General features: G+C 70.0%; 13 protein-coding genes. 8 read left to right on the top strand and 5 right to left on the bottom strand.

Features of this window, described 5'->3' with window-relative positions; translation table 11 throughout:
- Nucleotide 1 precedes the first annotated feature (1 nt).
- The 3 genes from ABZU75_RS10275 to glmS all read right to left on the bottom strand — a co-directional run bounded on the left by ABZU75_RS10275 (nt 2) and on the right by glmS (nt 3,894).
- Nucleotides 2-352 carry a holo-ACP synthase gene (locus ABZU75_RS10275; protein ID WP_355551560.1) on the bottom strand — a complete coding sequence of 117 codons (351 nt, stop codon included), beginning with the start codon at nt 350-352 and terminating at the stop codon, nt 2-4.
- Nucleotides 353-458: 106 nt separating this feature from the next.
- Nucleotides 459-1,874 carry an alkaline phosphatase PhoX gene (locus ABZU75_RS10270; RefSeq protein ID WP_355551557.1) on the bottom strand — a complete coding sequence of 472 codons (1,416 nt, stop codon included), beginning with the start codon at nt 1,872-1,874 and terminating at the stop codon, nt 459-461.
- A gap of 178 nt (nt 1,875-2,052) precedes the next feature.
- On the bottom strand, nt 2,053-3,894 hold the full coding sequence (gene glmS, locus ABZU75_RS10265) for a glutamine--fructose-6-phosphate transaminase (isomerizing) (protein ID WP_350911417.1): 1,842 nt from the start codon (nt 3,892-3,894) through the stop codon (nt 2,053-2,055).
- Between the two features lie 122 nt (nt 3,895-4,016).
- Between glmS and coaA the strand changes: the two genes are divergently transcribed.
- From coaA to ABZU75_RS10225, 8 genes are all read left to right on the top strand, one after another.
- Entirely contained in the window at nt 4,017-4,952 is a 936-nt protein-coding gene (gene coaA / locus ABZU75_RS10260; protein WP_355551553.1) for a type I pantothenate kinase, read from the top strand.
- A 33-nt stretch (nt 4,953-4,985) separates the two neighbouring features.
- Nucleotides 4,986-6,236, top strand: a complete 1,251-nt coding sequence (locus ABZU75_RS10255; RefSeq protein ID WP_355551550.1) for a hypothetical protein — start codon at nt 4,986-4,988, stop codon at nt 6,234-6,236.
- A gap of 83 nt (nt 6,237-6,319) precedes the next feature.
- Complete coding sequence (locus ABZU75_RS10250; protein ID WP_355551547.1) at nt 6,320-6,847, top strand: DinB family protein; 528 nt, start codon at nt 6,320-6,322, stop codon at nt 6,845-6,847.
- Between the two features lie 22 nt (nt 6,848-6,869).
- The gene (locus tag ABZU75_RS10245) at nt 6,870-7,112 is read left to right on the top strand and encodes a hypothetical protein (RefSeq protein ID WP_355551544.1); all 243 of its coding nucleotides are present in this window, start codon (nt 6,870-6,872) and stop codon (nt 7,110-7,112) included.
- A 34-nt stretch (nt 7,113-7,146) separates the two neighbouring features.
- Nucleotides 7,147-8,052: an ABC transporter ATP-binding protein gene (locus tag ABZU75_RS10240; RefSeq protein WP_355551541.1), complete on the top strand. Its 906-nt coding sequence runs from the start codon at nt 7,147-7,149 to the stop codon at nt 8,050-8,052.
- Complete coding sequence (locus ABZU75_RS10235; protein ID WP_355551538.1) at nt 8,045-8,923, top strand: ABC transporter permease; 879 nt, start codon at nt 8,045-8,047, stop codon at nt 8,921-8,923. The genes ABZU75_RS10240 and ABZU75_RS10235 overlap by 8 nt, the downstream gene beginning before the upstream one ends.
- Nucleotides 8,920-9,834: an ABC transporter ATP-binding protein gene (locus ABZU75_RS10230; RefSeq protein ID WP_355551535.1), complete on the top strand. Its 915-nt coding sequence runs from the start codon at nt 8,920-8,922 to the stop codon at nt 9,832-9,834. Before ABZU75_RS10235 ends, ABZU75_RS10230 begins: the two co-directional genes overlap by 4 nt.
- Before the next feature lie 2 nt (nt 9,835-9,836).
- Nucleotides 9,837-10,553 carry an ABC transporter permease subunit gene (locus tag ABZU75_RS10225; RefSeq protein ID WP_355551532.1) on the top strand — a complete coding sequence of 239 codons (717 nt, stop codon included), beginning with the start codon at nt 9,837-9,839 and terminating at the stop codon, nt 10,551-10,553.
- A gap of 77 nt (nt 10,554-10,630) precedes the next feature.
- Here ABZU75_RS10225 and ABZU75_RS10220 read toward each other — a convergent pair whose 3' ends face one another.
- Nucleotides 10,631-11,290: a hypothetical protein gene (locus ABZU75_RS10220; protein WP_355551529.1), complete on the bottom strand. Its 660-nt coding sequence runs from the start codon at nt 11,288-11,290 to the stop codon at nt 10,631-10,633.
- Between the two features lie 82 nt (nt 11,291-11,372).
- Nucleotides 11,373-23,057, bottom strand: coding sequence for a putative Ig domain-containing protein (locus ABZU75_RS10215; RefSeq protein WP_355551526.1), 11,685 nt, complete (start codon nt 23,055-23,057; stop codon nt 11,373-11,375).
- Between the last annotated feature and the right edge of the window lie 302 nt (nt 23,058-23,359).

The raw sequence follows: 23,359 nt of genomic DNA, 5'->3' as shown, positions 1-23,359 counted from the left end.
TTTATCCCTCGGCGATCACATAGGCGATGGCGACACCCCCGTCGTGCGTCAGGGAGACGTGCCATCTGACCACGCCCAGGGCCAGGGCGACGTCCGCCGCCTTGCCGGTCACCCGCAGCTCGGGCCGCCCGTGCTCGCCGGTGAGCACCTCGGCGTCCAGGTGCCGCAGCCCGGGGGGCGCGCCCAGCGCCTTGGCGACGGCCTCCTTGGCCGCGAACCTGGCGGCCAGCGACTCCGTCGCCAGCGCGCTCTCGGCGGCGGTGAACAGGCGCCCCCGCAGCGCGGGCGTCCGCACCAGGGTCGCCTCGAACCTGGCCACGTCCACGACGTCGACGCCGATCCCAACGATCATTTCCCCAGGTTACCGATGATCTTCACCGGCCGCCCGCCCCGGCCGCCCGCCGGCACGGACGTCGTACGACCGGCCCCGGAGCGGGTCGCGGGGGTCGGCGGGGAGGTCAGAAGCCGCCGCGCTGCCAGGGCCCCCAGATGGCGAAGCTCATCCCCGCCGACGACTGGACGTTGACGTAGAGGGTGTGCCCGCCGGGACCGAAGGTCGAGCCGGCGAACTCGGCGCCCGAGTCCCCGGCGACGGGGGCCAGCCGGGAGAAGTCGAAGATCTCGCCACGGCTGGTGAGGCCGCGCAGGTAGTTGTCGCCCGAGCCGTCCTCGCACAGGACCAGCGTGCCCCGGGGGCTGGCGGTGACGTTGTCCGGCAGGTCGAGGGTGACCGAGCCCGGCGACTCGTAGACGAGCCTGAGCCTCCCGCTCCACGTCTCGTACGCCCACACCTGGCCGCGCCCCTTGCCGAAGCCGCTGGGCGGGGTGTCGCCGGACGCGGTCGCGCCGCCCTGCGTGGAGGTGAAGTAGATCGTGCCGTGATGGTTGATCGCCCCCTCCAGCCGGGAGAAGAGCGCCGCCCCCTTGGCTCTGCCCTGGTTGCCGACCGCCTGGACCGCGAGGTCGTTGGCGGGGGTGCCGATGAAGGTGGGGTCGGGGTCGTCGATGTCCACCCAGGTGGTCGTGTAGGTGGCCCCCCTGGACTGGCCGACTGAGAGGTCCTTGCCCGGCGCGCCCCGCACGGCCAGCATCTGCAGCCTGCCGCCGTCGAGGATGCGACCGGCCCGGAGCGGGTTCTTCGGCGGCAGGTAGCGGTAGAACCCGGAGGCGAACGCGAAGTTGTCCTCGGTGAGGTAGACGGCGCCGGTGAACGAGTCGAACGCGGCCGACTCGTGGGCGAACCGCCCGGCGCTCCTGATCGGTCCCGAGGCCCTGCCGTCGATCGGGACCTCGAAGATGTAGCCGTGCCTCTGGGTGAGCTTGCCGTTGTCCTGGCCGGTGAAGTCGTTGCCCACGTCCGGCCCGTTGACCGTCTCCTCGCAGGTCACCCAGGCACCCCAGGGCATCGGGCCGCCCGAGCAGTTCATCTGGGTGCCGGTCAGGCTGGGGGCTGCGGAGATCACCTTGCCGTAACGGGTGACCCTGAGCGTGGAGGTGCCGCCGCCCGCCGCCGGGTCGTAGGCCCTGGCCGGGTCGCCGAACGCGCCGACCGGGCCGTTGACCTCGTGGTTGCGGACGAGGATCGCGGTGTTCGCGGGCCCGCGGAACGCGGCCATGCCGTCGTGCCTGGAGGGGACGACGGACCCGTCGCCGAATTTGTCCCCGGCGGCGCTGAAGGAGGCGTAGCGGAAGCCGTCGGGCAGATGAAGCCGGACCGCGCCGTCCCGCTCGTCGGCGACCGGCCTCAGCGGCCCGTACCCGCCTCCGGGGCGGGTCTCCCCGTTCAGCCCCGCCTGCGCGACGCCGGCGAACGGCCCGGCCACCCCTACCGCGGCCAGCGCACCACTACCGGCAAGGAAACGACGACGATCCATCTTGCGACTCCCTGAGGTCAGGTGGATTCACGTCACGTTAATCCGCCGTCAGCAGTCTGCTATATGGCATATATCGACAATTAACCATGCAAGAAAGCGGGCAGCTCCTATTCCCACTTCTGCCCCTTGGTAATCCATAGGGGTTGTCCACAGGCTGTGGACAACCCCCGTTCGGGGCTTACTCCACCGTGACCGACTTGGCGAGGTTGCGGGGCTGGTCGACGTCGTGCCCCTTGGCGGTGGCCAGCTCGCAGGCGAAGACCTGGAGCGGCACCGTGGCGACCAGCGGCTGGAGCAGGGTCGGCACGGCCGGGATGCGGATCAGCGTGTCGGCGTACCGCTCGACCACGTCGTCGCCCTCCTCGGCGATGACGAGGGTCCTGGCGCCCCTGGCCCTGATCTCCTGGATGTTGGACACGATCTTGTCGTGGATCACCCGCTGGCCGGACAGCGAGGGGACGACCACCACGACCGGGAGCCCCTTGTCGATCAGCGCGATCGGGCCGTGCTTGAGCTCCCCCGCGGCGAAGCCCTCGGCGTGCATGTACGCCAGCTCCTTGAGCTTCAGCGCCCCCTCCAGCGCGACGGGGAAGCCCACGTGCCGCCCGAGGAAGAGCACGCACCGCTCAGCGGCCAGCGATCTGGCCAGCGCGCGGACCGGTTCGACCGTCGAGAGGACCTCGCTCACCTTCGACGGCATCTCCGCCAGCCGGTCGACGATCTGGGTGATCTCGTCGCCGAACTTGGTGCCCCGGACCTGCGCGAGGTAGAGCGCCACCAGGTAGCAGGCCACCAGCTGGGTGAGGAAGGCCTTGGTGGAGGCCACCGCGACCTCCGGGCCCGCGTGCGTGTAGAGGACGGCGTCGGACTCGCGGGAGATCGTGGAGCCGTTCACGTTGCACACCGCCAGCACCCGGGAGCGTTGCCCGCGCGCGTGCCGTACCGCCATGAGCGTGTCCATCGTCTCGCCCGACTGGCTGATCACGACGACCAGTGTGTCCCGGGTGAGGATCGGGTCGCGGTAGCGGAACTCGCTGGCCACCTCGACCTCGCAGGGCAGCTGAGCCCAGTGCTCGATGGCGTACTTCGCGATGAGCCCGGCGTGGTACGAGGTCCCGCAGGCCACCAGGATGATCTTGTTGATGTCGCGTAGCTCCTGGTCGGACAGGCGCATCTCGTCCAGCACCAGCAGGCCGTCCTGGCCGACCCTGCCGAGCAGCGTGTCGGCGACGGCCCTGGGCTGCTCGGCGATCTCCTTGAGCATGAAGTGGTCGTAGCCGTCCTTCTCGGCGGCCGAGGCGTCCCAGCCGATGTGATAGTCACGCGTCTCGGCCGGAGCCCCCTGGAAGTCGAAGACCGTGATCTTCGAGGGACGCAGCTCGACCACCTGGTCCTGCCCCAGCTCCACCGCCTCGCGTGTGTAGGCGATGAAGGCCGCCACGTCCGAGCCGAGGAAGTTCTCCCCGTCCCCTCTGCCGACCACCAGCGGCGAGTTACGCCGCGCCCCCACCACCACCTCGGGCTCGTCCACCGAGACCGCGAGCAGCGTGAACGCCCCCTCCAGCCGCAGGCAGACCCGGCGCATCGCCTCCGCCAGGCCACCGGCGGCGAACTCCTCCAGCAGATGCGCCACCACCTCCGTGTCGGTCTCGGAGACGATCCGGTGGCCCTTGTCCTCCAGCTCACTCCTGAGCACGGCGAAGTTCTCGATGATCCCGTTGTGGATGACCGCGATCCGCCCGTGACAGTCGGTGTGCGGGTGGGCGTTGCGGTCGGTGGGCGCCCCGTGGGTGGCCCATCTGGTGTGCCCGATCCCGACCGTCGACGGCGGCGCGGGCCGCGAGACCAGTGCCGAGCGCAGGTTGGCCAGCTTCCCCGCCCGTTTCTCCACGACCAGGCCGCCGGATCCGACCAGTGCGATTCCCGCCGAGTCGTACCCCCGGTACTCCAGCCGGCCCAGTCCCTCGACGGCGACCTCGATCGCCTGCCGCTGTCCCGTATATCCCACTATGCCGCACATGACCTACCCCCTTCCCTGAGAGATCGGCCACCTTGTCTATGGAGAACCCCCCAGACACCCCAAGAATCCCGCCCGGCACCCGGCAGGATCGTACGCAGAGGCGATCAGTAGGCTTGCTGAACATGGCCAACGGTTTGGACACCGCGACACCGTACGTGCAGCTGAGCCGGGCTCAGTGGAGCGACCTGCGGAAGAACACCCCCCTGACGCTCACCGAGAGCGAACTGGAGGAACTGCGCGGCGTCGACGACCCGATCGACCTGACCGAGGTCACCGACATCTACCTGCCGCTCACCCGGCTGCTCAACCTGCACTTCACGGGAGTCAGGCAGCGCAGCGCGGCACTCAACACCTTCCTCGGCGGCGAGCGGCGGACGGCCCCGTACGTCCTGGGCATCGCCGGCAGCGTCGCGGTCGGCAAGTCGACCACCGCCAGGCTGCTGCACACCCTGCTGGCCCGCTGGCCGGAGCACCCTCGGGTGGACCTGATCACCACGGACAGCTTCCTGTTCCCGAACGAGGTCCTCACCGCCAGGAACATCATGCACCGGAAGGGCTTCCCGGAGAGCTACGACCGGCGGGCCCTGGTCAGGTTCGTCGCCGACGTCAAGGCGGGCCTGCCCGAGGTGACGGCCCCGGTCTACAGCCACCTGGAGTACGACATCGTGCCCGGTGCGACCCAGACCATCCGCCGGCCCGACATCCTCATCGTCGAGGGCCTCAACGTGCTGCAGCCCGCCCCGCCCACCGCGCTCGCGATCAACGACTACTTCGACTTCTCCATCTACGTGGACGCCAAGGTCGAGCACATCCGCGACTGGTACGTGGACCGCTTCCACAAGCTGCGGCAGACCGCCTTCGAGGACCCGAAGTCCTACTTCAGGCACCTCGCCGAGCTGTCCGAGGAGCAGGCGACCGAGTTCGCCAAGGACATCTGGCGCGACATCAACGAGCGCAACCTCCTGGAGAACATCGCCCCCACCAGGGGCCGCGCCGACCTGGTCCTGCACAAGAGCGCCGACCACTCGGTCAGCCGCGTCCGCCTCCGCCGCATCTGACTTTCCGCCCCTTTCGTCCCCTAGGATCAGCGGATGTCCAGGCGTCCGTCAAAAGCGCGTCGAGTGGTCGCCGTCGTGGTCAGCATCTGCGCGCTGGTGGGGGTGGTGCGGCTGGTCGCGCCCGCCACCGCGGGGACGGCCGGTGAACCGGCCGGGGTCCGGCGGCAGCTGACGTTCCTGCGCGCGGCGCTGGACGGCGGGGCCGGTGACGAGGCGCAGCAGCTGTTTCCCGAGGGGTACTTCTTCCTGCACGCGCTGTACGGTCTGAGCTGGGCCGAGATCGGTGTCAGAGAACCGGCGGGCGAGCGGGCGGCGGCGCTGCGGGAGGCCCGGTGGGCGCTGGAGCGGCTGGACTCGCCGTCCGGCCGCGAACCGTTCAGCCCGGACCTCACCCCACCGTACGGCGTCTTCTATCTCGGCTGGAGCAACTGGCTGCGCGGTCAGGTGCTGAGCCTGCAACCGGCCGGACGGCGCGATCCCGGCGAGCTACGCCGGTTCGCCGACGACTCCGCCGCGCTTGGCGCGGCGTTCGACGCCTCGGCGTCGCCGTACCTGACGGCCTACCCGGGTCAGGCGTGGCCGGTCGACTCGACGGTGGCGATGGCGTCGCTGCGGCTGCACGACACGCTGCTGCCGGCCCGGTTCGCCGGGACCGCCGAGCGGTGGCTGCGGGAGGTACGCCGACGGCTCGATCCGCGCACCGGACTGCTCCCGCACCGGGCCGACCCCGACACCGGCGAGGTCGCCGAGGTGGCCAGGGGCACCTCGCAGAGCGTCATCCACCGTTTCCTCATCGACATCGACCCGGCCTTCGCCGGTGAGCAGTACCTGCGCTTCCGCGACGCCTACGTCGTCTCGCCGCTCGGCCTCGGACCCGCCGTACGGGAGTACCCCGACGGCCTGGACGGTCCGGCCGACGTCGACTCGGGACCGCTCCCCCTCGGGGTGAGCCTGTCGGCGACCGCGGTCACCCTCGGCGCCGCCCAGGTCCACGGCGACGCGCCGCTCGCCGAGGCGCTGGCCGGCTACGGCGAGCTGGCCGGCCTGCCGCTCGACACCCCGTGGACCAAGCGGTACGCCTTCGGCCTGCTCCCGATCGGCGACGCGTTCCTGGCCTGGTCGAAGACCGCACGGCCGTGGGTGACGCCCACACCGCCCCCGCCACCGGCGAGCATCTCGTGGTGGTGGCGGATACCGCTGCTCTCGCTCCTGGTCCTGGTCGGCACCGCACCCTGGCTGCCCGCCCTGGTACGGCGCCACCGACACCGCCGTACTCCGGCGTGACATCCCACAACGCCGGCCGGGGAGGGTCCCGGCCGCCGGAAAACGGCTTTCTGAACGGACCGGCGCTGTGGCAGGGTCGGCCGGTGACTGTTTCCCGTGGTGAACTGCTCCGCTGGCAGTTCGAGCTGACCTGGTCGCTGTTCGAAATCCATCTGGAGCGGCTGCGGCCGGAGGACTTCCTCTGGGAGCCCGCGCCCCACTACTGGACGGTGCGCCCGGGCGTCGACGGGATGTGGGTGCCGGACTGGGACGATGCCGAACCCGATCCCATTCCGGTCCCCACCCTCGGCTGGGTCACCTGGCACATCGGCTGGTGGTGGACGGTGACCATCGACCACGCGCGGGGGCGGACACCACGCGACCGGGAGGAGATCGGGTGGCCGGGCGACGGGCAGGCCACCGTCGACTGGCTCCGCGGCCTTCGCGTGGAGTGGCTGGCGGTGCTGGACCGGCTCACCGACGCCGACCTGGACGCCACCGCCCCCTTCCCCTGGCCGGACAGCCCCGAACTGACCGTCGCCCACATGATCGCCTGGGTCAACTCCGAACTGATGAAGAACATCGCCGAGATCGGCCAGCTCCGCCTGCTCCGCGCCGCGTCCGCCGGATGAGAGGCCGGATCCCCGGGCTTCAGTGAGCCGCCCAACGGTCCCGGCCGCGGGCTACTTCGCGGTCGCCGCCGCGCTGTCGTGCTGGGGCGACATGGGCGCGTCGGCCGTCCGGCTCGGGGTGAACATCGCAGGAATGATCATCTCCGGGGTGCTGACGCTCCTCGTGCAGAGGACCTACCGGTCCCGGTTCGGCATGCGACCTCCGGTACCCCCGGCAGGCGGTGAACCGCCCTTTTGGACGAGGGGAACTCCTTCGTACGACTGAGGTGTCCGTCCGCGACGGCGGATAGTGTCCCGGTATGACTATCCTCGCCACCGAGGGACTGACCAGACGTTTCCCCCGGGTGACGGCGCTCGACCAGCTCACCGTCACCGTCGGCCCCGGCGTGACCGGTCTGGTCGGCGCCAACGGCGCGGGCAAGTCCACGCTGATCAAGATCCTGCTCGGCCTGCTCGAACCCAGCGCCGGCCGCGCCCAGGTGCTGGGCATGGACACCGCGACCAGGGGCGCGGAGATCCGCCGGATCGTGGGCTACATGCCCGAGCACGACTGCCTGCCGCCCGATCTGTCCGCCACCGAGTTCACCGTGCACATGGCCCAGATGTCCGGCCTGCCGCGCACCGCGGCCCGCGAGCGCGCCGCCGACGTGCTGCGCCACGTCGGGCTCTACGAGGAGCGCTACCGCGCGATGGGCGGCTACTCCACCGGCATGAAGCAGCGGGTCAAGCTGGCCCAGGCCCTGGTGCACGACCCGCGCCTGGTCCTGCTGGACGAGCCCACCAACGGCCTCGACCCGCAGGGCCGTGACGAGATGCTCGCGCTGATCCGCAGGATCGGCTCGGAGTTCGGCATCAGCGTGCTGGTCACCTCCCACCTGCTGGGCGAGCTTGAGCGGGTCTGCGACCACGTCATCGTGATCGACGGCGGCAAGCTGCTGCGCTCCTCGGCCATCGGGGAGTTCACCCAGCAGACCCAGACCGTGACCGTCGAGGTGGAGGAGGGCCAGGACTCGCTGGTGGCCCGGCTGACCGAGCTGGGCGAGACCGTCACCCCGCACGGCAGGATGCTGCTCGTCCACGTCCGCGCGCCGGAGACCTTTGATGTCCTCCGCGACGCCGTCTGCGAGCTCGACCTCTGCCTCGTCCGCCTGGAACAGGGGCGCCAGCGCATCGAGGACGTCTTCAGGGAGCCGGCCAATGTCTGAACCCACGGGTGTCATCCACGACATCGGATACCGCCACTACGACGGGGTGCGGCTCGGCCGGGGCCACGCCACCGCCGCGCTGACCGTGCACAGCCTGCGCGGGATCTTCGGGCTCGGCCGCACCGCCCGCTCCAAGATCATTCCTTTCATGCTGGTGGGCATCATGTTCCTGCCCGCCGTCGTCTCCATCGCGGCGATGGCGCTGATCAAGCAGGAGGGCCTGCGCTACACCGATTACGCGGTCTTCATGCAGGTCGTGCTCGCGATCTTCCTGGCCTCCCAGTCGCCGTACGCCGTCGCCCCCGACCTGCGCTTCCGGGTGCTGCCGCTCTACCTGTCGCGCCCGGTGACGCTCTGGGACTACGTCGGGGCGAAGCTGGCGGCGATGACCGCGGCGATGTTCCTGCTGCTGGCGGTGCCGCTCACCGTGCTGTTCATCGGTGAGGTGGTCATCGACCTGCCCGGCGACACGCACACCGTCGAATACCTCACCAGCATGGCCGGCGCGGCCGGCTACGCGCTGCTGCTGGCCTGTCTCGGCATCGCCATCGCCTCGTTCACCCCCAGACGCGGTCTGGGCGTGGCCTCGGTCATCGCCCTCTACCTGCTCACCTCCGCCGTCTCCACGGTGCTGTACGGGGTGCTGGAGTCGATGGGCGACGACGCCACCGCCGCGTGGGCCTGGCTGATCAACCCGTTCTTCCTGGTGGACGCCGCCGTGCACGTCGGAATCTTCGGGGCGACCCCCGCCTCGAACGTCATCTACCCCTCGGGCGCGGGCAGCCTGGTCGCCGGAGTGATCATGATCGCGCTGATCGGCCTGTCCGTGACGGCCCTGATCGCGCGCTACCGGAAGGCGGCCTCCCGATGAGGATCGAACTGGCCCAGGTCTCCCGCTGGTACGGCAACGTGGTCGCCGTCAACGACATCACCATGACCGTCGGCCCCGGTGTCACCGGGCTGCTCGGCCCGAACGGCGCGGGCAAGTCCACGCTGCTGCACATGATGGCCGGGTTCCTGGCGCCCTCGGGCGGCACCGTCACCCTGGACGGCGACCAGATCTGGCGCAACCACCAGATCTACCGCTCCATCGGCCTGGTCCCCGAGCGCGAGGCCGTCTACGGCTTCCTCACCGGCTGGCAGTTCGTGCTGTCCAGCGCGAAGCTGCACCGCCTGCCCGACCCCGAGGACGCCGCCCGCAAGGCGCTCGCCCTGGTGGAGATGGAGAGCGCCAAGGACCGCAGGATCGAGACGTACTCCAAGGGCATGCGCCAGCGCGTCAAGGTGGCCGCCGCCCTGGTGCACGACCCCCAGGTCCTGCTGCTCGACGAGCCGTTCAACGGCATGGACCCCCGCCAGCGCCTGCACCTGATGGACCTGGTCAGCGCCATGGGCGCGGCGGGCAAGACCATCCTGTTCAGCTCGCACATCCTGGAGGAGGTGGAACGCGTCGCCCAGCACATCGAGGTGCTGGTCGCGGGCCGGCACGCCGCCTCCGGGGACTTCCGTGAGATCCGCCGCCGGATGACCGACCGCCCGCACCTGTTCCGGGTCCGCTCCAGCGACGACCGCCGCCTGGCGTCCGCGCTGATCGCCGACGCCTCCTCGGGCGCGGTCTCGCTGACCGAGGCGGGCCTGGAGGTGCAGGCGGTCGACTTCCGGCGCTTCACCCGCCTGCTGCCCAGGGTCGCCAGGGACGCGGACGTACGCGTCTGGCAGGTCTCCCCCGCCGACGAGGACCTGGAGAGCGTCTTCTCCTACCTGATCAACAGGAGCAGCTGATCATGAACGGTGTCATCGCCGGAATCTCCTACCGGGCCCTCCTCGGCCGCCGCCGGATCTGGCTGCTGATCATGCTGCCCCTGGTGCTGGTCGTCATGGCGGCCCTGCTGAACCTCATCGGCGCCGCCGACGAGCGGACCGCGGTCACGCTCATGCGGACCTTCGCCATCGGCACCATGCTGCCGCTGCTCGGCCTGATCGCCGGGACCGGGGTGATCGCCCCCGAGATCGACGACGGCACGATCATCCATCTGCTGGCCAAGCCGATCTCCCGCCCGGTGATCGCGCAGACCAAGTTCGTGGTCGCCGCCTCGATGCTCGCGCTGTTCGCCGCCGTACCGACCTTCGTCGCGGCCTACCTGCTGGTCAACCTCGAATCCGGGATCGCCTACGGCTTCGCCCTCGGTGCCCTGGTCGGCGGGATCGCGTACGCGGCGGTGTTCATGCTGCTGGGTGTGCTGACCCGGCACGCGGTCACCATCGGCGTCGTCTACGCGCTCGTCTGGGAGGGCGTGGTGGGCAACTTCGTCCCCGGTGCCCGGAGGTTCTCCATCCAGCAGTGGGCCCAGTCGATCGCCGACCAGGTGTCCTCCTCACCGTTCTTCTCCACCGAGATCACCCTCGGCTTCGCCGTACCGGCCCTGCTGATCATCACCGTCGGCGCGGTGGTCTGGTCGGGCCAGCGCCTCCGCGGCTTCTCCCTCACCGGCGACGAGTAGGCCGTGGGCACCCCCACGGCCGGGGGTGCCCACATACCGGTTCATCTCGCCCGTGTCATGAGGCTGGGCGCGGATCGTTACGAGGGCGACCGCCCCAGGTGACGGCGGAGTCCGGTGCGGCGGAGGACCAGGAGCACGGTCAGGGCCAGGGCCAGCAGACCGGCGCCCGCACCCGCGTACCACAGGCGGCCGGCCACGGGGTTGGCCGCCTCGTGGGCGGCCGCCTCGGCGGCCGCGCCGGCCGGCAGCTGGTCGGAGTGGGTGGCGCAGACCAGGGGCTTGTCGTCCGTCTTGACGCTCGCACAGGCGACGGTGGCCAGGCGGAGCAGGTCCTCCGGGGTGTCTCGCACCTCGGCGGTGGTGTGGAAGACGGCCTTCTTGCCCGCCGGCACATCGGCGGTCCAGCGGACCTGGCCCTCCTCCGCCCTGCCCTGGCCGTCGGCCGAGACGAAGTGCAGGCCGGTCGGCAGGCTCTGGGTGATCCTGAGCTCACGCGCCTTGTCCGTGCCGACGTTGTTGACGGTGACGGTGTAGGTGAACCGGTCCCCCGCCTCGGCGGTGGTCTGGCCGTTGTCGATGCTGATGCTCAGCCTGGGGGCGGCCACGATGGCCGCCTTCACCTCCTTGTCGTCGGGGTGCGGCTTGAGCGCGAACGCCGCCGCGGGTGTGGCAAGGGCGACGACCAGGACCGCGCCGAGTCCGCAGAGAGCGGCGGCACGCCGCGTGATCACTGCCATGGCTTGCTCCTTCACGTTGTTCGGGTTCGAGTGAGAGGTGCTTGGTAGACCCCACCGAGTTCCCGGCGGGGGCGTCTGCGCGTCAACTGGCCGTCGCGACGTAGGTGAGCGTCGCCGAATAGCTGCCGACCGGGACAAAGGGGATGTAACCCTCGAAGTCATTGCCGATGGCGTCCCCGTCGGGAGCGGACGGACTGTCCTGCTGGTGGACGAGTACCGGGGTGCCGGCCGAGACGGCCTGGAAGGCCGACGTGCCGCTCTCGCGCACGCGCAGGTTCCCGATCGGGATGGTGACGTCGTTGCCGGGCTGGTCCGAGGTGAGCTCGGCCGAATCCGCCTGCACGGTGACGCTGTAGCCGTCGACGCTGTTCGTGATGACGGTCATGGTCACGGCTCCGTTGCTCCTGGCCGTCGAATCCGGAGTGCCTGCCAAGACGAAGCTGCTGGTCAGGTCGGTGAGGGTGATGCTGGTGGGGGTCAAGGTGATCACGACCGAGCACCGCGGGTCGGTGCCCCCGACCGGACAGTTGCTACCCGTCGTCGCCGAGGTGACCCGATTGTCGAGAGTTCCGTCACCCGTGACCTCCTCATCGGTGACGACACTGAAGGTGATGACCGCGCTCGCCTCCATCGGCAGCGTTCCGGTCCAGCCGAGGACCCCGTCGGTATAGGTGACGGTGCCGGTGGAGGCGCTCGCGTCGTTGTTGTAGACGGCGTCGTCGAGCACCCCGGCCAGCGAGTCGGTGACCGCGGCAGCGGCGTACGGGGTCTCACCGGTGTTCGTGACCGTGATCGTGTACTGGACGGTGGCCTCCGCCACCACGGCACCGCTGTTGTTCGCGGTCTTGGTGATGGTGAGACCGGGAGTCAGGACGGTGACGGTTGTGGTGCAGCCCGGATCGTCTCCCCCTTCGGGGCAGGTCGATCCGGCGGTGGCGGAGACGACGGTGGTGGTCATGATCCTGTCGCCCGAAGGAGGATAGATGCCGGTGATCGAGTAGGTGACCGTGGCGGTGGCGCCGATGGCGAGATCGCCACTCCAGCCGAGGACGCCGTCGGCGAAGGTGACGGTGCCGACGGAGGCGGTCGCGTCGTTGCCGTAGGTGGCGTCGTCGAGCACCCCGGCCAGCGACTCGGTGAACGCGGCACCGGCGTAGGCGGTCTCACCGGTGTTGACCAGGGTCACCGTGTAGTGGACGGCGCCCCCGGCGACGACGGTGCCGGTGTCGGCGGTCTGCGTGATCGTGAGCTGCGGCACCAGGACGCGCACGAGTGTCGCGCACGCCGGGTCGGTGCCGCCCACCGGACAGGTGCTGCCCGGCGTGGTGGAGCTCACGCCGCTGGTCAGGACCTTGTCCCCGGGGTCGGGATCCTGCACCGTGACGGAGTAGGTGATCGCGGTGCTCGCGCCCATCGCGAGGGCGCCGGTCCAGGTCAGTTTCGGCGCGGTGTAGTCGAAGACGCCGGTGGAGGCACTCGCGTCGCCGTTGTAGACGGCGTCGAGGAACACCCCGTCGAGCGCGGCGACGACGGAGGCCGCGGCGTAGTCCGTCTGCCCGGTGTTGGTGACCGTGATCGTGTAGCCGACCGTGCTCCCGGGGGTCGTGGTCGCCGTGTCGGCGGTCATGGCGATGCTCAGCGCGGGGATCAGGATGGTGACGGTCGCGGTGCAGGCCGGGGCGGTGCCGCCCACCGGGCAGGTGCTGCCCGGTGCGGACGAGGAGACGACGCTGGTCATGACCGTGTCTCCGCTGTTGGGGTCGCCGGCCTTCACCGTGTACGTGACGGTCACGGTCGCCCCGACCGCCAGATCACCGGTCCAGGTCAGAGTCTGCCCGGCAACGGCGACCGTGCCGGCCGTGGCGATCGCGTCATTGTCGTAGACGGCCTCGTCCAGCACGTCGGCGAGAGCGTTCGCGACGCTCACGCCTTCGTACGAGGTCTGGCCGGTGTTGGCGATCGTGATCGTGAAACGGGTGACGCCGCCGGGGGTCGTGGTCGGCCGGCCGGCGGCGATGGAGACGGCCAGTCCGGGGATGAGCACGGTCACCGTCGAGGTACAGGCCGGGACACCGCCCCCCACCGGGCAGGTGCTGCCCGGCGCGCCGGAGGCGACGGTGTCGGTGAGCAGCAGGTTGCCGGTGTCCGGATTGTTGACGGTGACCGAGTAGCCGATGGTCACCGTCACCCCGACCGCCAGATCACCGCTCCAGGTCAGGGTCTGCCCGACAACGGCGACCGTGCCGACCGTGGCGGTCGCGTCCCCGTTGTAGTCGGCGTCGTCCAGCACCGCCGCCAGCGGATCGGTGACGGTCACGCCGGTGTAGTCCGTCTGCCCGGTGTTGGTGGCCGTGATCGTGTAGCCGACCGTGCCGCCGGGGGTCGTGGTCACCGTGTCGGCGGTCTTGACGATGGTCAGCGCCGGGACGAGCACGGTGACGAGTGTCGTGCACGCCGGGACGGAGCCGGTGGACGGACAGGTGCTGCCCAGCGTGTCGGAGGAGACATCGTTTTCGATCAGCTTGTCACCCAGGTCGGGGTTGTTCACGGTGACCGAGTAGGTGATCGTCGCGGTCGCGCCGACCGCCAGGTCACCGGTCCAGGTCAGGCCGGGGCCGGTGAAGGTGACGGTGCCGTTGGTAGCGCTCGCGTCGCCGTTGTAGACGGCGTCGGTGAGCACCTGCGAGAGATCGTCGGTCGCCGTCGCCCCGGTGTACGGGGTCTGGCCGGTGTTGGCGACCGTGGTCGTGTAGGTGATGGTCCCGCCGGGAGTGACCGTCGTCCGGTCCGCGCTCGTGGAGAGGGCCAGGACGGGGGTCAGCACGGTGACCGTCGAGGCACAGAGCGGGTCGGTGCTCCCCACCGGGCAGTTGTTGCCCAGCGCGTCGGAGGTCATGACGGCGTTGAGCACCTTGTCGCCCGGATCGGGGTTCTGCACCCTTACCGAGAAGGTGACGGTGACATTCGTGCCGATCGGGAGAAGACCGGTCCACACCATCTGGCTGGTCGCGGAGGTGAAGGCGAGGTTGCCCGACGAGGTCGTTCCGTCACCGTTGTAGACCGCGTCGTCGAGGACCCCGGCGAGCAGGCCGTTCACGGTGGTGCGGCTGGTGTACGGCGTCTGCCCGGTGTTGGCGATCGTGACCGTGTAGGTGACGACCCCGGTCGGGACGGCGGTGACGACGTCCGCCACCATAGTGATCTTGATTCTGGAGATCAGGACCTCGTCGAAGCAGCGAGCGTCCGTGCTTCCGGTCGGGCAGGTACTGCCCGCGGTGGCCGAGGTGACCGTGTTGGTCAGCTTCTGGTCACCGGCACCGGGGGCGTTCGTCGTGACGCTGTAGGTGAGGGTGACCCCCTGTCCGGGGTTGAGAGCTCCGGTCCAGGTCAGATTGGAGCCGGCGAAGGTGACGGTGCCGCGCGTGGCGCTCGCGTCGCCGTTGTAGACGGCGTCGTCCAGCACCCCGGCCAGCACGTCGGTGAACGTCGCCGCGGCGAAGGGGACCTGTCCGGTGTTGGTGGCGGTGACCGTGTAGCCGACCGTCCCCCCGGGGGTGGTCGACGTGACGCTGGGCGTCTTCACGATCGTCAGGAGTGGCGTGAGAACGACGATCCCCGAACGGCAGGCCGAACTCCCGCTGCCGGGCGGGCAGGTGCTGCCCATCTCGGTGGAGGCGACGCCGTTGCTCAGAAGCTTGTCACCGGTGGGGGGGCTGATCGAGGTGACGGAGTAGGTGACGGTCGCGGTCGCACCGACCGCCAGGTCACCGGTCCAGGTCAGGACCTCGTCCGCGAGGCCGACCGTTCCGGTCGTCGCCACCGCGTCGCCGTTGTACGTCGCCGCGTCCAGCACCCCGGTCAGCGAGTCGGTGACGACGGCGCCGGTGTACGCGCTGTTCCCGCTGTTGGCGATCGTGAGCGTGTAGGCCACCGGGCCGCCGGGGACCACCACGCTCCGGTCCGCGACCTTGGTGATCGTCAGACCGGGGGTCAGCACGGTGACCGAGGTGGTGCAGCCGGGAGCGGTCGTCACGGGACAACTGCTGCCCTGTGCCGAGGAGACCGAGGTGAGGGTGATCAGCTTGTCGCCGGTGTCGGGGTTGTTCACCGTGAGGCTGCCGGTCAGCGTGACACTACCGCCCACCGGAATGTTCCCGGTCCAGGTCAGCCCGTCGAGGCCCAGTGACAGCGATCCGGAGGTGGCGCTCTGGTCCCCGTTGGAGACGCTGTCGTCGACGCCCTCGATCCCGTTGAACAGCACGCTGATCCCGTGGTACGGCGTCTGTCCGGCGTTGGTCATCACCGACGTGTAGTGCACCACCTCGCCCGGCAGGTAGGTCGCCGCGTTGGACGTGGTCACGATGGTCAGCTTGGCCACGGTCACCGTGGCCGTGCAGCGCGGATCGGTGCTCGCCGCGGCGCAGTTGCCGTCCGGTGAGGTCGAGACCAGGGTGTTGACGAGCTTCCCGTCGGGCGAGGTGTTCACCGTCACCGAGTAGACGACCGTGGTCGTCCCTTCGGCGGGGACCGTTCCGGTCCAGGTCAGGTCGGGTGCGGTGTAGCCGACGGTGCCCGTGCCCGCCACGGCGTCGTTGTTGTAGGTGCTGTCGTCCAGGACGTCGGTCAGATCATCGGTGAACGTCGCGCCGACGTAGGGCGTCAGCCCGCTGTTGCTGATCGTGACGGTGTAGGTGACCGTCTCGCCCTGCCCGGCCGAGGGGGTGCTCGCGGCCTTGTCGAAGGTCAGCGTGGTGAGCCCGGTGACCGGGACACTGGTGCCGCAGCGGGGGTCGGCCCCACCGGACGGGCAGTTGTTGCCGGAAGTGGTGGAGGTGATCGTGCTCACCAGGTTCGCGTCACCGGTCACCGGGTTGTCGACGGTGACCGTGTAGGTGATCGTCGCGCTCGCGCCGGGCACGAGGTTTCCGGTCCAGGTCAGGTTGGGGCTGGTGTAGGACATGCTGCCGGTCGTCGCCGTCGCGCCGCCGTTGTAGACCGCGTCGTCCAGCACACCCGCCAGCGACTCGGTGAACGTCGCCCCCGTGTAGGGAAGCTGCCCGGTGTTGGTGACGATGATCGTGTAGGCGACCGTGCTCCCCGGCACCGCCGTGGTGGGAACGTCGGTCTGGGTGATGGTCAGCGCGGGGATGAGCACGATCACAGTGCTGGTGCACTGCGCGTTGCCACTCGCCGGAGCGCAGTTGCCGCCGATGGTGGGCGAGGAGATCGTGCCGGTCAGGTTCCTGTCGCCGGGGTCGGGGTTTCGTACGGTGACCGAGTAGGTGATCGTCGCGCTCGCCCCGACCGCCAGATCGCCGGTCCAGGTCAGGTTGGGGGCGGCGTAGGAGACGGTGCCGCTCGTCGCCGACACGTCGCCGTTGTAGACCGCGTCGTCCAGCACACCCGCCAGCGACTCGGTGAACGTCGCACCGGTGTACGGCGTCTGCCCGGAGTTGGTGACGGTGACCGTGTAGTTGACGGTGCCACCCTGGACCGTGACGGGGGTGTCGGCGATGTTGGTGATCGTCAGGCCCGGGACGACGACGTTGAGCAGGGCCGTGCAGCGGGGGTCGGAGCCGCCGGCCGGGCAGTTGTTACCGGGAGCGGCCGAGACCAGGGTGCCGGTGACGATCTTGTCCCCGGTGGGGGGATTCTTCACGGTCAGGGTGCCGGTGACCGTGACGGTGCCCCCGACGGGAATGTTGCCGGTCCAGGTGATGGCCGTGGCGCCGAGGACCAGCGTCCCCGAGCTCGCGGTCTGGTCCCCGTTGGGGACGGCGTCGTCGACGGTGCCGGCGGTCGGACTGGAAATGCTGATCCCCGTATAGGGCACCTTCCCGGTGTTGCTGAACGTGGCGTTGAGCCGGATCGTCGACCCCGGTGTGGCACTGCTCCCGACGTAACTCTGCGAGATGACCAGCCGCGCCACCGCCACCACGACGGTGCAGCGCGAATCGGTGCCCCCTGCCGGGCAGTTGCTCCCCGTGGTGGACGAGACGGCGGTGCTGGAGAGCAGCGCGTCTCCGGTGTCGGGATTGTTGACGGTGACCGAGTAGGTGATCGTGGCACTCGCGCCGACCGCCAGGTTACCGGTCCAGCCCAGGTTGGACCCGGCGAGGGTGACCGTACCCGTCGTGGCCCCGGCGTCCGCGTTGTAGGTCGCGTCGTCCAGCACCCCGGTCAGCAGGTCGGTGACGGCGGCCCCGGTGTACGGGGTCTGCCCGGAGTTGGTGACGGTGACCGTGTAGTGGACGGTGGCCCCGGGCGTCGTCGTGCCGGTGTCCGAGCTCACCGCGATGGTCAGCCTCGGCACCAGGACTGTCACCACCGAGACGCACCCCGTGCCGGTGCTCCCCGCCGGGCAGGTGCTGCCCGGGGCGGACGACACCGCGGTGTTGGTCATCACCTTGTCGCCGCGGTCGGGGTTTCGCACGGTGACCGAGTAGGTGACGGTCGCGCTCGCCCCGACCGCCAGGTCACCGGTCCAGGTCAGGTTGGACCCGGCGAAGGCGACGGTGCCGGTCGTCGCGGTCGCGTCGCCGTTGTAGTCGGCGTCGTTGAACACCTGGGCCAGCTGGTTGGTGACCTGGGCGCCGCTGTAGGGGGTCTGCCCGGTGTTGGTCACCGTCGTCGTATAGGTGACCGTGCCACCCGGCGTGGTCGTCCGGGTGTCGGCGGTGTTCGTGATCGTCAACGCCGGGACCAGGACGGTGACCAGGGTGAAGCAGCCGGGCGCCGTCGCACCGACGACCGGGCAGCCGCTGCCGGGAGCGGTGGACGTGACGGCGCTTCTCAGGACCTTGTCGCCGGTGTCGGGGTTGTTCACGGTGACCGAGTAGGTGATCGTGGCACTCGCGCCGACCGCGATGTCCCCGCCCCAGGTGATCGAACCGTTCGGGGACACGCTGACACTGCCCGAACTGGCCGTGAGGTCGCCGTTGTAGGTCGCGTCGTCGAGCGTGGCCGAGACATCGATTACGGCGCTGATGCCCGTGTACGGGGTCTGCCCGGTGTTGGCCAGCGTGGTGGTGTAATTCACGACGCCCCCCGGGGTCGTCGTGGCCGCGTCCGCCCCGGCGTTGATCGTCAACTGCGGGACGAGGACCGTCACGCTGCTGGCGCACCGGGCGTCGCCGCTGCCCGCGGGACAGTTGCTGCCGGCGGTGGCCGAGGTGAGGGTGTCGGTCAGCGTCCTGTTCCCGTTGTCGGGGTTGTTGACGGTGACCGAGTAGGTGATCGTGGCGCTCGCCCCGACCGCGAGGTTGCCGGTCCAGGTCAGCGTGGAGCTCGCGAAGCCGACCGAGCCGCTGGTCGCGGCGGCGTCCGCGTTGTAGGTCGCGTCGTCCAGCACCCCGCCCAGCGCGTCGGCGAACGTCGCACCGGTGTAGGCGGTCTGCCCGGAGTTGGTGACCAGCACCGTGTAGTTCACGACCGAACCGGGGGTCGTGGTCAACGTGCCGACCGACTTGGCGATCGTCAGGCCGGGGATCAGGACCGTGACGGTGCTGAAGCACCCGGGGGCCTGGTTGCCCACCGGGCAGTTGTTGCCCGGCGCGGCCGAGGTGACGGCGGTCCGGAGGACCCTGTCTCCGGTGTCGGGATTGTTCACGGTGACCGAGCCGGTGATGGTGACGCTCGCGCCGATGGCCAGGTCACCCGTCCAGGTGAAGGTGCCGTTCAGGTTGTTGACGACGGTGCCCGACGTCGCGGAGAGGCTGCCGTTGACCGTCGCGTCGTCCAGCACGCCCGCCAGCGAGGCGGTGAAACTCGTCCCGGCGTACGGGGTCTGCCCGGTGTTGGCAGCCGTCAACGTGTAGTTCACGACCGAGCCCGGCGTGGCCGTGGCCACGTCCGCGCTGCTGCTGATCGTGAGACCCGGAACCAGGACCGTGACGGTGGCGGTGCACGACGCGGCGCGGTTGCCGGCCGGGCAGGTGCTGCCGGGGGTGCCGGAGGTGATCGTGTTGGATACGGTCCGATCCCCGCCGTCGGGGTTTCGCACCGTGGCCGAGTAGGTGATGTTCGCGCTCGCGCCGGGAGCGAGGTTGCCGGTCCAGGTCAGGTTGGGGCCGGTGTACGACACGCTGCCGCTGGAGGCGGCCGCGTCGGCGTTGTAGACGGCGTCGTCGAGCAGGCCGGCCATCGAGTCGGCGAACGTCGCGCCGGTGTACGGGGTCTGCCCGTTGTTCGTCACCGTGACGGTGTAGCCGATCGTCCCTCCGGGAGTCGTCGTCGCGACGCTGGCGACCTTGGCGATGGCCAGGCCGGACACGGTGACGGTGGCGGAGCATCGGGAGTCGCCGCCGCCACTCGGGCAGGTGCTGCCGACGGTCGACGAGGTCACCGCGTTGGCCAGCACCTTGTTACCGGCGCCTGGGCTGCTCACCGTGACCGAGTAGGTGATGGTGGCGACCCCGCCGGCCGGCACGTTTCCGGCCCAGTTCAGGGTCTGACCGGTCACCGAGACCGAGCCGATGTTCGCGGACGCGTCACCGTTGTAGGTCGCGTCGTCGAGGACATCCGCCAGCGGATCGGTCAGTGTCGCCCCGTTGAAGGCACTCGACCCGGTGTTGTTCACGGTGATCGTGTAGGTGAGCGTGTCACCAGGTACCACCGAGGAGGCGCCGGCCGTCTTGACCATGACCAGAGGTCCGGCCACCATGACCAGGGTCGCGGACTGGGTGGCGGCCAGGCCGGCGGCGTCGACCACCCGGAAGGTGACGGGGTAGCTGCCCGTCGTGGTCGGGGTGCCCGACAGCACGCCGGTGGAGGCGTTCAGGGTCAGCCCAGGGGGCAGGCTGCCCGCGCTGACCGACCAGGTGTAGGGCGTGACCCCTCCGCTGACGGTCAGCGGGACGCTGTAGGAGACTCCGACCTGCCCTGCCGGTGGCGCGTTGAAGGTGAACGCCGGCAGCGCCGCGATCGTCAGGCTCACCGTCCTGGTGTCGCTCTGGTTCAGGGCGTCGAGCACCTTGACGGAGAAGGAGAAGGCGCCTCCGGCCGTCGGGGTGCCCGAAAGCACTCCGGTGGAGGCGTTCAGGGTCAGCCCCGGCGGCAGGCTGCCCGCCGTGATCGACCAGACGTACGGCGCGGTACCCCCGGTGACGGTCAGCGGGATGCTGTAGGGGATGCTCACCTCGCCGTTGGGCGGCGCCGGGAACGTCAGAACGGGTGCCGCCGCGATGACCAGGGTGACCGCCCGGGTGGCGGTCACGTTGCTGGCGTCCGTCACCTGAGCGGTGAAGGAGTAGCCACCTCCCAGAGTGGGGGTTCCGGACAGCACGCCGGTGGAGGCGTTCAGGGTCAGGCCCGGCGGCAGGCTGCCCGCGCTGACCGACCACACGTACGGGGTCGTACCACCGGTGACCGTCAGCGGCACGCTGTAGGCGACGTTCACCTCACCGGCCGGTGGCGCGGCGAAGGTGAAGGCGGGCGCGGCGTTGGGGACGACGGTGGCCGACAGGTCGGATGGCGCGCCGGAGCCCGCCGCGTTCACGGCGGCTACGGTGAACCGGTACGAGGTCCCCGGTGTCAGACCGGTGACGACCTGGGTGGTCGCATTGCTGTTGAACGTCTGGGGCGACTGCGCGACGCCACCGATGTAGGGCGTGACGATGTAGCCGGTGATGTCGCTGCCGTTGGTCGCCGGTGCCGTCCAGGTGAGGTTCGCCGAGGAGGTTCCGGCGGTGGCCGAGGCGATGGTCGGCTTACCGGGAACGGCGTACGGGGTGACCGCGTTGGACACCGGACTGGCCGACCCGGTGCCGAAGGCGTTCGTGGCGGTCACCGTGAAGGTGTACGGCACACCGGTGGTCAGCCCGCTCAGCGTCCGGGTGGTGGCCGAGGCGTCATAGGCCACCGGGGTCTGGGCCACCCCATTCTTGTACGGGGTCACCAGGTAACCGGTGATGGCGCTGCCGTTGTTGTTCGGCGCCGTCCAGGTCACCGTGGCGCTGCTCACCCCCGCCGTGGCGGCGGGGGCGGCGGGCGCGGCCGGGGAGGCGGCGTAGACGTAGGTGGCGGACGCGGCGAGTCCCAGGGTGACCACGGTGACCGACACCGACGCGCTGGCGGCTCGGGCCGGCATGGCGGGGATGGTCAACGTGCCGTTGGCATTGGCGGTGAAACACCCGGTGGTGGCCCCCGAGGCGCAGGGCAGCAGGACGACGGCGGTGCCGACCGCCTGCTCGGCGGCGGTACCGATCATGATGGCCGTCGCGTTGGAGATGTTCGTCCCGCTCACGATGTTCGAGGAGCCACCGGAGATCGACCCCGTCGTCGAACTCAGGCTGATGCCGCTGGGCGCCGACGGCAGCGTTCCCTGGGTCGTCGTCGTCGAGTAGGCGGGGTTGGCGTCGATCGACGAGGAGGTGACCACGGTCGCGGTCTGGATCAGGGTCTGGGTGACACTGGTCCCGGTGACCACGCCCGTCACCGTGATCGGCGGTAACGTCACTCCGGCCGCGAACGGGACGTTGCTGTTGGTGCACGTGACGGACTGCCCGACCGGCGCCGCGCAGACCCATCCCGTTCCGTAGGCGCCGGTGGGCACCACCCCGGCCGGCATGGTCTGGGTCATCGAGATCGGCGAGGACTCCGCGATGCTGTCCGTGCCGACGCCGGAGACGACGCTGTAGGTCACGGGGGCGCCGGGCGCCGGCGTCGTGGCGCTGTAACCGGTCTGTGCGACGGTCAGCTGGGGGACCGAGCTGGTCGTGGTCACCGTGGCCGCGTCGACCTCGTGAAAGTCGGTCACGCTTCCGGTGGAGGCCACCCAGCCGAAGGCCAGTTGCCGGGGAGTCCCGTTGGCGTTCAGCCAGCTCGCCGGGTACAGGCCGGTGGGAACCGTCGGAAGGCTACCGGTCAGGGTCTTGTTCGTACCGCCCACCAGGGTGACCACCACCACGTAACTGCCGGGCGGGACCACCAGTCCGACGGCGGTGGTCAGCGACACCGCGGTGGGGTTGATACCGATCTGAACAGGAACGGCGGTACGGCTGGTCGCCCGCAGCGCCAGCGGGGTGGCGCTCGTCGAGGCGGCCGTGGTGTTGAGCGCGCAGTATCCGACGGTGCCGTTGCCCGGCCCGCGGATGACGACCTGGCCGGGTACCCGGACACCCGTGCCCGACAGGTTCGTGCAGCCGCTTCCCTGGTAGGTGCTGCTGCTGAAGTTTCCGTACACGTCGAGACCGATACCGAGATACCCGTACGCCATGCCGACCACGGAGCTGGTCCCGGAGTAACCGAGGGCGCCGCCCGACTGACCGATGTTGGCCGGCGACTTCGGGTTCGCCGGATCGACCGCCGCCAGCACGAAGGCGATGCCGTCGGCCCCGGTCCCGCCGTACTGGTAGGTGTTGAACGTCACGTCGAGCCCCTGCGAGGCGGGCACGCTGACCGCGCCGAAGAGGCCGCCCTCCTTGCTCGTCGTCGCGTTCGTCAGGCGCAGCTTGCCCGAGCCCTGACTGTCCGTGTTCCCGCTGCAGCTCTGCAGGACGCCGGTGCCGGTGTTGCCGGAGGCGGTCAGGCAGGCGTAGTTCGACCCGGACGAACCACTCGGCAGCGAGGGCAGCACCAGGGCACCGGTGCCGTTGGCCGTGTTGTTGTGGAAGGGCTGGTTGAACACGACGGTGCCGGCCGCCGACGCGGCCGTCACCGGGGTCAGTACCACGGACGTGCCGAACAGGGCCAGGGTGAGAAACCTGGCGAGCCCCCGCTCGGGCCGCGACAGCGGGCCGGCGGCCCGGGCAATGGTGAACAGCGGCACGCCACCCTCCGGTCGGTCGTGATACCGGCGGCCTGCCGCCGTACGGGCGCTGCGCGAGCAGCACGAAGTGCGGCGGCCAGGCCCAGGCCACCGGCTCGATGAGTGGTGTTTCCGGGCGGAAATCTCGCCGCAACCACTGAAAGTGTCTGATCGACTACCGAGAGTGTCAATCAGCGGGAAGTCCGGCGTGGCGACGGGCAGAACCATGCATTACTTGACGAAACAGTCAGAGAATGACAAAAAGCACGGCCCGCACCGGAGTGCGGGCCGTGCTTTCGATATTCCTGCCGAGAGCGGTCGCT

It is taken from the genome of Streptosporangium sp. NPDC005286, assembly GCF_040607515.1.
In the GTDB taxonomy this organism is placed as follows: Bacteria; Actinomycetota; Actinomycetes; order Streptosporangiales; family Streptosporangiaceae; genus Streptosporangium.
The sequence above is the reverse complement of the archived record's forward strand: the minus strand, read 5'-3'. Positions and strand labels throughout refer to the sequence as shown.